14 protein-coding genes are annotated in these 14,170 nt (G+C 71.3%); 7 read left to right on the top strand and 7 right to left on the bottom strand.

The window, feature by feature from the left end; all coding sequences use genetic code 11:
* Window position 1: 1 nt before the first annotated feature.
* On the bottom strand, window positions 2-283 hold the full coding sequence (locus ABFJ78_RS01135; RefSeq protein ID WP_436383653.1) for a DUF2277 domain-containing protein: 282 nt from the start codon (window positions 281-283) through the stop codon (window positions 2-4).
* A 102-nt stretch (window positions 284-385) separates the two neighbouring features.
* Between ABFJ78_RS01135 and ABFJ78_RS01130 the strand changes: the two genes are divergently transcribed.
* Window positions 386-1,327 (top strand): Ldh family oxidoreductase, encoded by a 942-nt coding sequence (locus ABFJ78_RS01130; protein WP_436383652.1) that lies wholly within the window; start codon window positions 386-388, stop codon window positions 1,325-1,327.
* A 100-nt stretch (window positions 1,328-1,427) separates the two neighbouring features.
* Here ABFJ78_RS01130 and ABFJ78_RS01125 read toward each other — a convergent pair whose 3' ends face one another.
* Window positions 1,428-1,652: an RNA-binding S4 domain-containing protein gene (locus tag ABFJ78_RS01125; RefSeq protein WP_436383651.1), complete on the bottom strand. Its 225-nt coding sequence runs from the start codon at window positions 1,650-1,652 to the stop codon at window positions 1,428-1,430.
* 7 nt (window positions 1,653-1,659) lie between these two features.
* Window positions 1,660-2,463 carry a trypsin-like serine peptidase gene (locus ABFJ78_RS01120; protein WP_436383650.1) on the bottom strand — a complete coding sequence of 268 codons (804 nt, stop codon included), beginning with the start codon at window positions 2,461-2,463 and terminating at the stop codon, window positions 1,660-1,662.
* A 123-nt stretch (window positions 2,464-2,586) separates the two neighbouring features.
* Between ABFJ78_RS01120 and ABFJ78_RS01115 the strand changes: the two genes are divergently transcribed.
* Both ABFJ78_RS01115 and ABFJ78_RS01110 read left to right on the top strand, forming a co-directional pair.
* The gene (locus ABFJ78_RS01115) at window positions 2,587-3,405 is read left to right on the top strand and encodes an SDR family oxidoreductase (RefSeq protein ID WP_436383649.1); all 819 of its coding nucleotides are present in this window, start codon (window positions 2,587-2,589) and stop codon (window positions 3,403-3,405) included.
* A 90-nt stretch (window positions 3,406-3,495) separates the two neighbouring features.
* Window positions 3,496-4,116 (top strand): hypothetical protein, encoded by a 621-nt coding sequence (locus ABFJ78_RS01110; RefSeq protein ID WP_436383647.1) that lies wholly within the window; start codon window positions 3,496-3,498, stop codon window positions 4,114-4,116.
* A 2-nt stretch (window positions 4,117-4,118) separates the two neighbouring features.
* Here the strand turns inward: ABFJ78_RS01110 and ABFJ78_RS01105 are convergent, their stop codons facing one another.
* Window positions 4,119-4,778, bottom strand: coding sequence for a response regulator (locus ABFJ78_RS01105; protein WP_436383646.1), 660 nt, complete (start codon window positions 4,776-4,778; stop codon window positions 4,119-4,121).
* On the bottom strand, window positions 4,775-6,358 hold the full coding sequence (locus ABFJ78_RS01100) for a sensor histidine kinase (RefSeq protein WP_436385353.1): 1,584 nt from the start codon (window positions 6,356-6,358) through the stop codon (window positions 4,775-4,777). Before ABFJ78_RS01100 ends, ABFJ78_RS01105 begins: the two co-directional genes overlap by 4 nt.
* Window positions 6,359-6,550: 192 nt before the next feature.
* Between ABFJ78_RS01100 and ABFJ78_RS01095 the strand changes: the two genes are divergently transcribed.
* The 4 genes from ABFJ78_RS01095 to ABFJ78_RS01080 all read left to right on the top strand — a co-directional run bounded on the left by ABFJ78_RS01095 (window position 6,551) and on the right by ABFJ78_RS01080 (window position 10,197).
* Window positions 6,551-7,357 carry an ABC transporter ATP-binding protein gene (locus ABFJ78_RS01095; protein WP_436383645.1) on the top strand — a complete coding sequence of 269 codons (807 nt, stop codon included), beginning with the start codon at window positions 6,551-6,553 and terminating at the stop codon, window positions 7,355-7,357.
* Window positions 7,347-8,231: an ABC transporter permease gene (locus ABFJ78_RS01090; protein WP_436383642.1), complete on the top strand. Its 885-nt coding sequence runs from the start codon at window positions 7,347-7,349 to the stop codon at window positions 8,229-8,231. Before ABFJ78_RS01095 ends, ABFJ78_RS01090 begins: the two co-directional genes overlap by 11 nt.
* Window positions 8,232-8,244: 13 nt before the next feature.
* Window positions 8,245-9,294 (top strand): ABC transporter substrate-binding protein, encoded by a 1,050-nt coding sequence (locus ABFJ78_RS01085; RefSeq protein WP_436383640.1) that lies wholly within the window; start codon window positions 8,245-8,247, stop codon window positions 9,292-9,294.
* Window positions 9,295-9,486: 192 nt separating this feature from the next.
* Entirely contained in the window at window positions 9,487-10,197 is a 711-nt protein-coding gene (locus tag ABFJ78_RS01080; RefSeq protein WP_436383638.1) for a G1 family glutamic endopeptidase, read from the top strand.
* A gap of 1 nt (window position 10,198) precedes the next feature.
* On the opposite strand, the gene ABFJ78_RS01075 is transcribed toward ABFJ78_RS01080, so the two are convergent.
* Complete coding sequence (locus ABFJ78_RS01075) at window positions 10,199-10,807, bottom strand: hypothetical protein (RefSeq protein ID WP_436385352.1); 609 nt, start codon at window positions 10,805-10,807, stop codon at window positions 10,199-10,201.
* A 147-nt stretch (window positions 10,808-10,954) separates the two neighbouring features.
* Window positions 10,955-13,864 carry an ATP-binding protein gene (locus ABFJ78_RS01070; RefSeq protein ID WP_436383636.1) on the bottom strand — a complete coding sequence of 970 codons (2,910 nt, stop codon included), beginning with the start codon at window positions 13,862-13,864 and terminating at the stop codon, window positions 10,955-10,957.
* Window positions 13,865-14,170 lie beyond the last annotated feature (306 nt).

The following is a 14,170-nucleotide window of genomic DNA, read 5'->3' as shown; positions in this document are numbered from 1 at the left end:
ATTACGGCCGCTTGAGCGCCTGGGCCGCCATCCGCGCCCGGACCTCGGGACGGCGCAGCGGTGGCACGGTCGCCGGCGGCTGACGGCGTTCGGGCAGCTGCTCCAGCAGTTCCGCGGTGATCCGCGTGATCTCGGCGACCGCCGCCTCGAACGGCTCGCGCGTGGCGTCCGACAGCGACTGCACGCCGGTCACCTTGCGGACGTACTGGCGGGCCGCGGCCTCGATCTCCTCGCCCGTCGCGGCCGGCTGGAGCCCCCGGAGGGTGGTGATGTTTCGGCACATGCCGCCCAGGGTACGTCGCTTCGGAGGTCCCGATCACACGGTCGGGTAGGGCCGGGCGAACCTCGTTGACGCCCGAACCCGCGCTTGGGCAATGTCGGGGAAGTGCCTCTCAGACCGCGTCCCTTCCGCTCCGCCCGCCCCGAACCCCGCATCCTCGAAGAAGAGGCCCCGGAAACCCCGATCCCCGAACAGGCCTGGCCGAGGGTGCGGGCCGACGAGCTGGTCACCCTCGTGGCACACGTCTTCGCCGCGCACGGCTTCCCCGAAGCCCGCGCCCGCATCGCCGCGGAAGCGCTCTGCCACGGCGATCTGACCGGCTCGCCGGACACCGGCGTCGCCGACCTGACCCGCGTCCACCTGCCCCTGCTGGAATCCGGGCTCGTCGTGCCGCACGCGCAGCCGCTGATGATTGCCGACCGCGGGGCCGCCGCGCTGATCGACTACCGCCGCGCGTCCGGGCTCTGGGCCGTCGGCGACGCGATGGACCGGGCGGTGGCGCGGGCCGGCCGGTTCGGCGTCGGGCTCGTTTCGCTCCGCGGGATCGGGCCGTTCGGCCGGGCCGGGCACCACGCGGCCCGCGCGCTGCCGCACGCCATGATCGGGCTGGTGCTCGCCGCGGGTGGCGAGCCCGGCCAGCCGGTGAACCCGCTCGGCATGGCCGCGCCCGGGGGCGCGTACCCCGAGTTCGTCTTCGACATGGACAAGCCGGGCGCGGAATCCGCCGGCTTGACGCTGCTGGTCGAGGTCCTCGCCGGCGTCCTCTCCGGCGTCGCCGACCACGAGCACGACACCGGCCTGCTGGTGCTGGCGATCGCGCCGACGACGCTGCGCAGCGCCGACGGCTTCTACCGCGCGGCCAGCGCGCTGTTCGGCAGCATGCTCGGCTGGGAGGGCGGCGCGCCGATCCGCTACCCCGGCTGGCGCGAGGCCCAGCACCTGGAGCAGTGCCGGGCGCTGGGGGTGCCGCTGCCCGGCCCGGTGCGCCGCGAGCTGGACGCGCTGGCCGCGTCGATCGGCCTGCCGCCGCTGACCAGCGTCGGCTGACCCCGGCTCAAGCGCCCCAATGTGGCCTTCGGTGCGTGAGACGCACCGAAGGCCACATTGGGTGCGTGAGACGCAACCAAGGCCACCTTGGGGCGCTCGGTCAGTGGACCAGGACGACCTTGCCGCGGTCCGCGCCCACCGCCACGACGTCGCCGTCGGTCAGCTGGCGGCCGCGGCGGGTCTCGACCTCGCCGTTGACCGTGACCTCCTCCGCGTCGATCAGGTCCTTCGCGTGGGAGCCGTCTTCGGCGAGGCCGGCCAGCTTGAGGAACTGGCCGAGCCGGATGGGCTCGCCGGTGATGGGTACGTCGACGGGATCGTTCATACGCGCATCATGCCCGGGCGGTCGTCTGCCGGTAGAGGGCCTGGACGTCCGTGTCGAAGTAGCTCGAATACGACGTGTCCGGGTCGTCGCCGCCGTACTCGAAGCCACCGATGACGCCGACGACCGTGCCGAGGCGGGTCTTGGGGTCCTGCCCGGTCACCCACGGGCCGCCGCTGGTGCCGGTCGGGAAGCCCGCGCAGTCCACCTTCAGCTGGTAGGTGTCCTGCCGGCTCGTCGTGTTCTGGCAGACCGCCGGCACCTCGGAGTCGTCGGGATAGCCGGTGAGCGTGATGGCCTGCTCGAACGCCGTGCCGGTGGCCAGGGTGTTCGCGCCGACCAGGCTTTCCAGGGATCTTGTCGTCCCGGCCTGGTGGGCGGTGGCGAAGCCGACGTCGAGGTCCGGGTCCGACGAGGCGCTCCAGCCGGGCGCGACGAGCTCGTCGGCCACCGTCCAGTAGCCGAAGGGCGCGACGCCGTCGTGGTAGCCGGGCGCGAAGGTGACGCCGGTGAGGTAGCCGCCGCCCTCGCCGTCGTGAATGCAGTGGGCCGCGGTCAGCAGCACGTCACCCTGGTCGCTGTGGACGACGCTGGCGGTGCAGTAGTGGGCGCCGTCGAGGAACAGCGCGCCGACCGCCGGGCTGGACACCGCGGGCAGGTCGGGCGTCGACACCGGTGCAGCGTCCACGACCCCGGTGTCCGGCGGGGTCGCGCCCGCCGTTCGCGCCGGCCGCGTCGCGAAGACGACGAAGGCCGCGCCGAGCAGCAGGACCGCGGCGAGGGTGAGCAAGACGGCGGGCCGCCGCACGCGCATCGCCTCCTCGTCGTCTTTCCGTCCCGATCACCTTAAGGTGCCGGACCGACACTTTCGGCGCACCCACAGCAAGCTCACAGCCGCTAGTATCCGTAACTCGGGAGTAACACCCAAGGAGGGCCGATGAAGCAGTTCGCGGGCAAGGTCGTGGTGGTCACCGGGGCGGGCTCGGGGATCGGGCGGGCGCTCTCGCTCGAGTTCGCACGCCGCGGGGCACGGGTCGCCCTCTCGGACGTCAACTCCGCGAACGCGGAGGAGACCGCGAAGCTGGCCGGCGACAACGCCCGCGCGTACACCCTGGACGTCGCCGACCGCGCCGCCGTGCTCAGCCACGCGGACGAGGTCGCCGAAGAGTTCGGCCGCGTCAACGTCGTCGTGAACAACGCGGGCGTCGCCCTGGGCGCGACCGTCGAGGAGATGACCTTCGAGGACTTCGACTGGCTGATGGGCATCAACCTCGGCGGCGTCGTGAACGGCACGAAGGCGTTCCTCCCGCACCTGATCGCGTCCGGCGACGGGCACGTCGTGAACATTTCCAGCGTCTTCGGCTTCGTCGGCGTGCCGACGCAGAGCGCGTACAACGCGGCGAAGTTCGCCGTCCGCGGATTCACCGAAGCGCTGCGTGAGGAAATGCTGATCGCGCGGCACCCGGTCGCGGTCAGCTGCGTGCACCCCGGCGGGATCAAGACGAACATCGTGCGCAACGCGCGCAGCATCGCCGACGACCAGGAGCAGGCCGCCCAGGGCTTCGAACGGATCGCGCGGACGACGCCGGAGAAGGCGGCGCAGACGATCCTGCGCGGCATCGAACGGAAGTCGGCGCGGATCCTCATCGGACCGGACGCCTACGTCATCGACGCCATCCCGCGCGTGCTCGGCTCGGCGTACCAGCGGCCCTTGGCGATCCTCGCGCGCATGGGACTCAAACAAATGGGCAACTGAGCTTCACTCATTCAGGTTGCCTTTCTGACAGCGTCGTCCGAAATGGTCCAGAATGCGTGAGGTCCGCCAGTCCCGTCCCGGAGGTCCCCGATGCTTCGCACCGCACCGCGCAGTGCGACCCGTTCGTCCAGCGACCGCACCGCGGTGGAGCTGCTGGACCGCACCGGCATCGTCGCGGCGAGCCTGCCCCGGCGCCGCCGCACCGACGACGACGTGCCGGCCGCCGAGCCGATCTTCACCCGGACGCCGGTGTGCGACCAGGACCTGCGCCCGAAGTCGGTGGTGATCCGGCGCCGCGCCCGCACGTGGCTGGGCAGCGGTGCCGCGGTGCTGCTCGTCGCGGCCGGCTGGCTGGCCGGCGGCCTCGCCACCGGCGGCCTGTTCGGCTCGGCCCCGGCCGACGTCGCCCAGCTGGACCCGCGCCCGGCCGTCGCCGAGGCGCCGGCGCCCCAGCCCCAGGCCCCGCAGGCGCCGGTCGCGACGCCGGCCCCGACGACCGTCTTCGTCCCGGTGCCCGCGAAGCCGAAGAACGTCCAGGCGCAGGCGAAACCGCAGCCGAAGAAGAAGCAGGCGGAAACCGACGAAGCCCGCGTCGACCTGCCGCCGTCGCCGGCGCCGAAGACCAACCTCGTCCAGTCCTGGGTCGGCGTGGCCGAAAGCATGATGCAGCAGTACCAGTACCGCGCGGACACGACGACCACGCGCCGCTGAGGTCAGGCGTCGCTCCAGCGGTACTCGTGCTCCGGTCGGCCGGTGGCGCCGTAGCGCAGGCGCATCTGTACCGTCCCCGACTCCGCGAGCGCCGTCAGGTACCGCTGCGCCGTCGCCCGCGCCATGCCCAGCTCGCCCGCGACCTCCGCGGCCGACAGAGGACGCCCGGCGCGGCGCAGCTGCTCCGAGACCAGCCGGGACGTCGCCGTCGACTGGCCCTTCGGCGCCGACGTGCGGTCCTGGTCGTGCAGCACCCGGTACGCGCGGTCGACGTCGTCCTGGGCCAGCGCGCGGTCTTCGGCGAGCAGGCCGCGGAAGCGCGCGTACGACGTCAGCCGTTCCGCGAGCTGGCGCGTGGTGAACGGCTTGATCAGGTAGTTCAGCGCGCCGGCCCGGATCGCCGCGGCCACCGACGCGCTGTCGGTCGCCGCGGACAGCACGATCGTGTCGGTCTGCAGCTCCGGGAGCACCGCGAGACCGGACTCGTCGGGCAGGTAGACGTCGAGCAGGATCAGGTCGGGCGCGAGCTCCCGGACGCGGGCGCGGGCCTCGGCCGCGGTGTGCGCGGTGCCGACCACCGCGAAGCCCTCGACCTCCTCGACGAACCCGGCGTGCACCCCGGCGACCCGGAAGTCGTCGTCGACGATGAGCGTGCGGATCATCGTTCCTCCGTCAGCATTCCGGGCAGTTTCGCGACGAACAGGGCACCCGTCTCGCCGTCGCCGGGACCGGCCAGCCAGACGTCGCCGCCGTGGGCGCGCGCGGCTTGGCGGGCCAGGGCCAGTCCGAGCCCGTGGCCGGGCGCGATCTTCGTCGAGACGCCTTCGTCGAACAACGTCCCCCGCAGGTCCTCCGGCACGCCGGGCCCACTGTCCACAACGGACAGGTGCAGCGTGTCGCCCTCGGCCAGCAGGCTGATTTCGACCGTCGCCGGCCGGCGCGGGCCCATCCGGGCGGCGTGCAGCGCGTTGTCGACGAGGTTGCCGATCACGGTGTTCGCGGCGATCGGGTCGGTCACGGTCGTGGGCACCCAGGTGTCGTCGGCCAGCTTGAGCGTGAGCCCCTTTTCCTGCGCCTGCTCGGTTTTCGCGACGAGCAGCGCCTGCAGGTACGGGTCGGCGACGGCGTCGCCCAGCTCGCTCGGCCGCGCCGACGGCGAGTCCGTCAGCGTCTGCAGGTATTCGACGGCCTCGGTGTGGTGGCCGAGCTGGAGCAGCCCGTAGAGCGTGTGGAGCCGGTTGGCGAACTCGTGGCGCTGGGCGCGCAGGCCGTCGGAGAGGGCGCGGATGCCGTCGAGCTCGCGGGTGAGCGTGTCGAGGTCGGTGCGGTCGCGGAAGGTCAGCACCGTGCCGATGTCCCGGTCGTCCAGCCGGACCGCGCGCGAATTGATCACCAGCACGCGGTTTCCCGCCACTGCGAGGAGGTTGTCGACCGGCCGTCCCTCCGCGACCGCCTTGTGCAGGCGCGGCGATAGCTCCAGTTCGGAAAGACCCGCGCCGAGCGGGAGTTCGGTGCCGAGCAGGCGTTCGGCCTCGTCGTTGCGCACCGAAACGCGGTTCGTCTGGTCGACGGCGAGGACGCCTTCGCCGATCCCGTGCAGCACGGCTTCGCGTTCGTAGAGCAGTTCGGTGAGTTCGTGCGGTTCGAGGCCGTGCGTGACGCGCCGCAGCCGCCGGTTCAGCAGCGCCGACGCGCCCGCGCCGAGCAGCAGCGCGCCGCCGGCGAACAGCAGCGTGATCGTCAGCAGGCGGTTGAAGTCGCCGGTCGGGTCGGCGATTTCGAAGCCGACACTCACTTCGCCGACCACCCGCCGGTGATCCGGCGTCCAGATCGGCGTCTTGCTGCGGACGGACAGGCCGAGCGTGCCACTCTGCACCGCGCTGACGTCGTCTTCCCCGGCGAGGGCCCGGTCCGCGGGGGTGCTGACCTTCTTCCCGATCTCGCTCGGCGTCGGGTGGGCGAGCCGGATGCCCTTGTCATCGGTGATCACGACGAACAGCGCTTCGGTCCGTTCACGCACGGCCAGCGCCCGTTCTTGGAGCGCTCCGTCCGGCACCTTCGCGGTGGCGTTCGCGATGACGACCGGGTCCGCCGCCACCGACTTCGCGATGGCCAGGGCGCGCTCCCCGTACTGGTTGGTGAGGGTGCGGTTCAGCAGCACGCTGACCAGCGCGACGCCGATCCCGACGACGAGGAGGACCACGCCGATCTGCAGCAGCAGCACCTGCCTGCTGAACCGCATCCGCGGGAAGAGCGCCCACTTTGGCATGGCTCGGAACCATACCCCCTGGTCAGCGCCGTGCGCTAAATGAGCAAAACATTCAGAACGCACAGCTCGCGCGGAGAACGTCGACAAGCTTCACCTCGGCGCCACGCGTACTTAACGTCCCTTCCCAACGTGAGCCCCACCACGTGACGAAGGAGTCACCTCCCCATGGTTCCCCCACTGATCGAACTCACCGGAGCCACCAAACGGTTCCCGAGCGGGTCCGGTTCCGTGCACACGGCCGTCCGCGATCTGACCATGACCGTGCAGCCCGGCGAGTTCGTCGCCGTCGTCGGCCCCACGGGGTGCGGCAAGTCGACGACGCTCTCGCTGGTGTCCGGGCTGCAGCCGCCGTCCGCCGGCCGCGTGCGGGTGAACGGCGAGGACGTGAAGTCCATTCCGGACGGTGTCGGCTACATGTTCCAGACCGACGCGGTGATGCCGTGGCGGTCGGTGCTCGACAACGTCGCGTCCGGCCCGCGCTTCCGCGGCGTGCCGAAGGCCGAGGCCCGCGAGCAGGCCGTCGACTGGATCGCCCGGGTCGGGCTCGCCGGCTTCGAGAAGTACTACCCCCACCAGCTTTCCGGCGGTATGCGCAAGCGCGTCGCGCTGGCCCAGACGCTGGTCACCAAGCCGAAGATCATGCTGATGGACGAGCCGTTCTCGGCGCTGGACGTCCAGACGCGGGCGCTGATGCAGGACGAGCTGCTGCGGCTGTGGTCCGGTTCGGGCGCGGCGGTCATCTTCGTGACGCACGACCTCGACGAGGCGATCGCCCTGTCGGACAAGGTCGTCGTGCTGACGACGTCGCCGGCCACCGTGAAGGACGTCTTCGAGATTCCCCTGGAGCGGCCGCGGAAGGTCGAGGACCTCCGGCTCACCGAGGAGTTCCGCAAGCTCTACGCGGACATCTGGGAATCGCTGCGCAGCGAGGTCGACAAGGCCCGCGAGAAGGGAGCGACCAATGTCGCTTGAGACCCCCGCGGCGCCGGCCACCTCCCTGCCGGTGCTGGAAACCGAGCAGGACATCCTGACCAAGGCGAAGCGGGCGACGTCCCGCCGTCGCCGCAACACCTGGCTGCTGCGGCTGGCCCTGGTGGTCGTCTGGCTCGGCAGCTGGGAGCTGACCGCGACCTACTGGATCGACCCGTTCTTCTACTCCAAGCCGTCCCGCATCTGGCTGCGGCTGGTCGAGTGGGTCACCAGCGGCACGGACTTCGGTTCGCTCTGGTACCAGCTGTGGGTCACCGTCGAAGAGGCGCTGGTCGGCTTCGCGATCGGCGCGGTCGCCGGCGTCATCTTCGGCGTGATCCTGGGCCGCAGTCAGTACCTGGCCGACGTGCTCGCGCCGTTCATCAAGGCCGCCAACGCGGTGCCGCGCATCGTGCTCGCCTCGCTGTTCGTGATCTGGTTCGGCCTCGGGCTGGCGTCGAAGGTCGCCACCGTCGTCGTGCTCGTGTTCTTCGTGGTGTTCTTCAACGCCTTCACCGGCGCCCGCGAAGTGGACCGCAACCTGATCGACAACGCGCGCATCCTCGGCGCGGGGCGGATGCAGGTGATCAAGGCGATCGTGCTGCCGAGCGCGACGTCGTGGATCCTCTCGTCGCTGCACACCGCGTTCGGCTTCGCGCTGATCGGCGCGGTCGTCGGCGAGTACGCCGGGTCCAAGGCGGGCATCGGCTTCCTCATCTCGAACGCGCAGGGCACGTTCGACTCGGCGGGCATCTACGCCGCCATGATCATCATCACCGTCGTCGCACTGGTCGCGGAGTGGGGCATCGGAAATCTCGAGAACCGGCTGCTGCGGTGGCGGCCCTCGATGTCCACCTCCAGCCAGACCGTCATCTGAAAGGACCGAATCGATGAGGATTCGCCGGATCGCCGTCGCGGTCACCGCGCTGACCGCGGTGGCCGGGCTGACCACCGCGTGCCAGGACTCCCGCGTCGCCGCCACGGGCGAAGGGGGCAAGCCGAAGGTCACGATCATGGTCGGTGGCCTGGAGAAGGTCATCTACCTGCCCGCCATGCTCACCCAGCAGCTCGGCAACTTCGCCGCGCAGGGCATCGACGTCGAGCTGCAGAGCGAGCAGTCGGGCGCCAACGCCGAGACCGCGCTCGTCGCCGGGCAGGTTCAAGGTGTGGTCGGGTTCTACGACCACACGATCGACCTGCAGGCCAAGGACCAGTGCATCAAGAGCGTGGTCCAGCTGGCCAACATCCCGGGTGAGGCCGAGGTCGTCGGCACCGCGCACGCCGACGTGATCAAGAGCTCGGCCGACTTCAAGGGCAAGAAGCTGGGCGTGACCTCGCTCGGGTCGTCCACCGACTTCCTCACGAAGGCGCTGGCGGCCAAGGCGGGCGTCGGGGCCGACCAGTACACGCCGGTGAAGGTCGGCGCCGGGCAGACGTTCATCGCGAGCCTGGACAACGGCGGCATCGACGGCGGCATGACGACCGACCCGACGATCGCGCAGCTGACCAACACGGGCAAGGCGAAGGTGCTCTACGACCTGCGGACGCCCGAGGGCACGAAGGCCGCGCTGGGCGGGCTGTACCCCGCGTCGTCGCTGTACATGAGCTGTGACTTCGTGGACCGGAACAAGGACGCCGTGCAGAAGCTGGCCAACGCCTTCGTGGCCACGCTGAAGTGGATCGACCAGCACAGCCCGGAGGAGATCGCGGCGAAGATGCCGCCGTCCTACAGCGGTGGCGACAAGGCGCTGTACGTCAAGTCCATCAAGGACAGCATCGGCATGTTCAACGGTGACGGAAAGATGGACGCCGACGGCGCGAAGAACGTCCTGGAAGTCCTTTCCAGCTTCTCGAAGAACGTGCAGCCGAAGAAGGATTCGATCGACCTGTCGAAGACGTACACGACCGAGTTCGTCGACGCGGCCGCGAAACAGGGCTAGCGCCCCGCTCACCTGACCGGGCGGTTGGTGAGCGATATGGACCCGTAAAGGCCTCTTTCCCCCGCGGAGGCCTTTACGGGTCTTTTCGGACAATGGGAAGACCATTCGAAAGTAGCTACCTTCTTTTCGGTGCGGCTCCAACACTTGGGGACACGGTTTTCCCGCCTCGCCTTCGGTGAACGGAGTCCCCGCATGTCCGAATTCCTTTCGTCGCGTGCTGTCCGCGTCCTCACGGCGGTCGCCGCGGCCGCCGCCGGCCTCGCTGTCTCGGGCACCGCGCACGCCGCGTTCGAGTACGGCAGCCACTTCCACGGGCACCAGTTCTCGGGCGGGAACTGGGGTGGTTACGTCAGCTTCGGCAGCTTCACCACGGCGACGGCGAGCTGGACCGAACCGTCGGTGACCTGCAACTCCACCAACGACCTGTTCGCGCCGTGGGTCGGCATCGACGGCGACGGATCGTCCACAGTGGAGCAGACCGGCGTCGAGACGGACTGCTCGAGCGGACGTCCGGTTTACTCCGCCTGGTACGAGATGTACCCGGCCGCGCCGGTGTACTACAACGTGTCGGTCAGCGCGGGCGACCACATCACCGCGACGGTGACCCGCACCGCCACCAACACCTACCGGCTCGATCTGTCGGATACGACCAAGGGCTGGTCCAAGTCCACCACGAAGTCGCTGACGTCGAGGCACGCGTCGGCGGAGGCGATCATCGAGTCGCCGACGGACTCCTACCCCTCGATCTCCGGCGGGATCACGTTCACCGGCGTCAAGTTCAACGGGACGAACCTGGCCTCGACGAACCCGTCCGCCCTCGACGCCGACGACCGCGGCAGCTACACGTGGATCCCGGGCGCCATCGGTTCGGACGGCCAGAGCTTCACCATCTCGCGGCACTGAATCACTTCAGGTTGTTGATGGCCCAGGCGACCACCATCACCGCCAGCACCAGCGAGACGATGGCCTGCAGCATCATCGTCAGCTTCGCCCAGATCCGCAGGGGCATGACGTCGGTGGGGCTGAAGGCGGCCGCGTTGGTGAACGAGAAGTAGAGGTAGTCCAGGTAGGACGGTTCCCAGTCCTGGTGCGCCAGGTCCGGGTCGGCCATCTGCGGGAACTGCAGGTCGGGGAACTCCGCCCGGCCTGCGGCCCGCCGGCCGGGGCCGCCGCGGTCGAACTCCCAGTACCAGAGCGAGAAGGCGACGATGTTCGTCCAGTAGACGATCCCGCCGGTGACCAGCACGGCCCCGGCGTGGTCGCCGATCGTGCCGGCCGCGATGCGGTAGACGAGCGTGACGGCGGAGCCGGCGTTCACCGCCGTCACGGCGGCGACGAGCAGCAGCGAGATGACCCGTTCGACGGCGCTGAACTGCGACATCCGGCCCGGGTTGACCAGCAGCAGCGCTACGACCAGCAGCCCCGAGACGGCGGGCAGCAGCCACCACGGCTGCAGCGCCATGTCGTCGGGCAGGACGACCTGCAGCACGAGGGTGGCGACGACGACGCCCATCGCGGGCCAGCGCGTCTCCCCGGAGGTCCGCCGGCGCCAGGCGGGAAGTGCCTTTTCAGTCACCGGCCCACGCTAGGCCACCCCCCGCACTTTCACGTGAAAGTGCGGCCCCCAGGTCGGCACTTTCACGTGAAAGTGCGGGCTGGGTCAGCCGGCGGGGGCGGTCGTCACTTCGCCGGGCAACTTGCGGGCCACGTCCGTCCGGGAGCGGGCCCCGAGTTTTCGCAGGACCTTGGCGACGTGTTGTTCGACCGTGCGCGGCGAGAGGAACAGCCCGTCCGCGATCTCCCGGTTCGTCCGTCCCTCCGCGAGCATCCGCGCGACTTCGCGTTCCCGCGGCGACAACTCGCTCCCGTATCCGCGCCGGCCGCGTTGCGAAGGCGCCCACGCGCCGTGCTCGCGCAGCTGGTGACGGCAGCGTCCGGCATCGCGGGTGGCGCCCAGCTGCTCGTACGCCTCGGCCGCCGCGGTCAGCTCTTCGACGGCGTCCCGGTTGCCCGCGGCGAGGCGGCACATCGCCGCCCGTTCGCGCATGGCGGTCGCGGGATAGGGCATCGGCAGCGCCGCGTACCCCGACGCGGCTTCGTCGAACAGCGTCGCCGCGGCCAGGTGCTTGCCCCGCGCTTCCAGCAACACCGCCCGGCCGGCCACCAACGCGGCCGCGGCGACCGGCGCGTCCCGGCCGTCGATGCCCCGGGCGAACGCCTCGACCACGCTGTCCGCCTCGGGCCAGCGCCCGGCCCGCGCGTACGCCTGCGCGGCCGCCGGGACCAGCGCCGCTGCCCAGATCCAGACGCCCTTGCGCCCGGCCGCGGCCACCGCCGTGTCGGCCACCGCGCACGCGCCGTCGACGTCGTCGGTCGCCAGCAGCACCGAGATCAGCACCCCGGCGGCCGACAGCACCACCGGGATCGGCCCGCGGTCCGGCGCGTGCACGCTCGCCGCGGCCAGGTGCCGTTGCGCGGCGGCGAACTCGCCGCGCACAGCCGCGAGCCCGCCGAGCACCAGCGACGACTCCATGACGATCGGGCCCAGCTCCGGATAGCTGTCCCGCAGCTGCTCGGCGGCTTCCGCGAGGCCGCTCCAGCGCCCGCGCACCCAGTCCAGCCGCACGCGGGTGCCCTGGATCAAGCCGATCGCGTACAACGCGCCCGCGTCGGTCGCGCGCCGGACGCCTTCGGTCACCAGCCGTTCCGCGCGGTCGAGGTGGCCCGCCCACGACTGGCCGTCGGCGAGGTTGCACCACAGCCGGGCCAGCTGGACGCGCTCGGCGACCGTGCCGACGGTGTCCGGGAGCGCCTCGAACTCCGCCCACGCCGAGCCGTCGCCGACGTGCGACGCCGCCGCGATGCGGTCGGCGGTCAGCGCGAGCCGCAGCTCGGGGTCGTCGAGCCGCTCGTACACCTCACCCGCGCGGGCGCGCCAGGATTCGTGCCACGACAACGGCGTCAGCCCGTCGATCGGCTGGGCGAGCAGCGTGATCCCGCGCGCGGCGAGGTCGGGCCGGTCGGTCAGCTCGCCGACCGCGCGCTCGACCTCGAGGCGGCCACGGCCGAGCCCGCCGATGGTCCGGACCTGCAGCATGCCGAGGCTCAGCCGGATCGAGCCGCGGACCGACGGCGGCAGCGTCACCTCCTCGAGGACGCGCTGCAGCGTGCCGATCACGTCGGGGCGGAACCCCCGCAGCGCGACCTGGCTCAGCTTGCCGGCGACGCGCCCGATGTCCGACTGCGCCGGGCCGGGCTCGGCGAGCACGGACTGCAGGAGGTCGATCGCGCGGGACGTCTCGCCGCGGGTGACGGCCTCGTCCGCGGCGGCTTCGGCGTAGTGCCGCCACTGGTCGATGCGGCCGGCCGCGCGGGAGTGCCGCGCCAGCAGTGTCAACGGCGGTGCCGGTTGCGCGGCGAGCACGCGGATCGCCTGCGCGTGCAGCAATGCGCGTTCCGGTCCGCTCACCGTGTCGTAGACCGCCTTGCGCGCCAACGGATGCCGGAAGCCGTACTTGCTGTCGCCGACTTCGCCGAGCACGCCGCCGGACAACGCGGCGAGCAGCGCGGTGCGGAGGGAGTCGTCGGACAGGCCGGCGAGTTCACCGAGCACGGCGGCTTCGGCACCGACACCGAGCACGGCGGCCGCGCCCGCGAGCCGGACGGCGTGCTCAGGGAGCGCGGAAAGCCGTTCGGTGACGGCTTCCCGCAGCAGCACCGGCACTTCGAGGTTCTCCAGCATCCGGTCGGAGAGGACTTCGCCGACCGGCAGCCGCTCGGCCGCTTCGCGCAGGGCCCGCAGGGTTTCCTCGACCACGAACGGGATCCCGGCGGTGCACTCGTGCAGCTTCGCGGCGAACTCGTCGGTGACGCGGGGCAGTTCGAGGATTTCGACCGCGAGCGCGCGCACGGCGGCGACGTCGAGCGCGCCGAGCGCGACCCGCGCGGAATGGACGGCCTGGTCGGTCCGGAAGGGGGCGCCGAGCGGGCCGGGCCGCACGTCGGTCGCGGACCGGTGGGTGGCCACCACGGCCAGCTCCGGCGGCATCGAGCCGGCGAGGAACCGCATGAGGTCGCGGGTGTCCTCGTCGGCCCACTGGAGGTCGTCGATCAGTACGAGCGTGGGGCCGCAGGCCTGCAGGAGCTCCCGCACCGCGCGGAAGACGCGGTGGCGTTCGGCGACCGGGTCGGGCAGGGGTTCGGGGCGCGGAGGAAGCGCTTCCGCGAGCTCCGGCAGCAACGGCCGCAGCACGCCGGCGACCGGGCTGAGTGGCCCGAGTGGGGCGTCGCCGACCGCGCGAAGCGCTTCCAGGACGGGCCCGTAGGGAAACGGTTCCCGCAGCGGCTGGCACGCGCCGGTGAGCACGCGGCCGCCGTCGAACTCCTTGCGGCGCCCGATCTCCGCGAGCAGCCGGGTGCGGCCCATGCCGGGCTCGCCCTCGATCAGGACGGCGGCCGGGCGCCGCTTGAGCACGGCGACGATGGCGTCGAGCTCGGTGTCGCGGCCGGTCAGCCGGGCGGGTCCGGACCGGACGCTCACCGTGGTGGGGCGGGGAGCCGTCAGCCACATAACCGACCTCCTCGACGCCTACCGGGGTGTGCGCGGAGCCTAAGCAGCGCTCGACGCTCCGTAAACCATTAACCGAATAGGTGGTCGGTACCACCGTCACACGTCCGCCTACCCGCTGTCACCGGTTTGCCGCGGGATCGGCCGGTCCGGGGTCACCGCGCGTACGAAACTTCGGCGATTCGCACGTTCCGGCGGTGCTTAACACGTTCAGGGCGGTGTGTCGGCTACTGAAAGTAGTTCACGGAAACCCTACTTAAGGACCTGTCCGACCGGGTGACAGCCGCCGGTCCGGACCGCTTGGAGCAG

The organism is Amycolatopsis sp. MEPSY49 (assembly GCF_051337345.1).
Lineage (GTDB): Bacteria > Actinomycetota > Actinomycetes > Mycobacteriales > Pseudonocardiaceae > Amycolatopsis.
The sequence above is the reverse complement of the archived record's forward strand: the minus strand, read 5'-3'. Positions and strand labels throughout refer to the sequence as shown.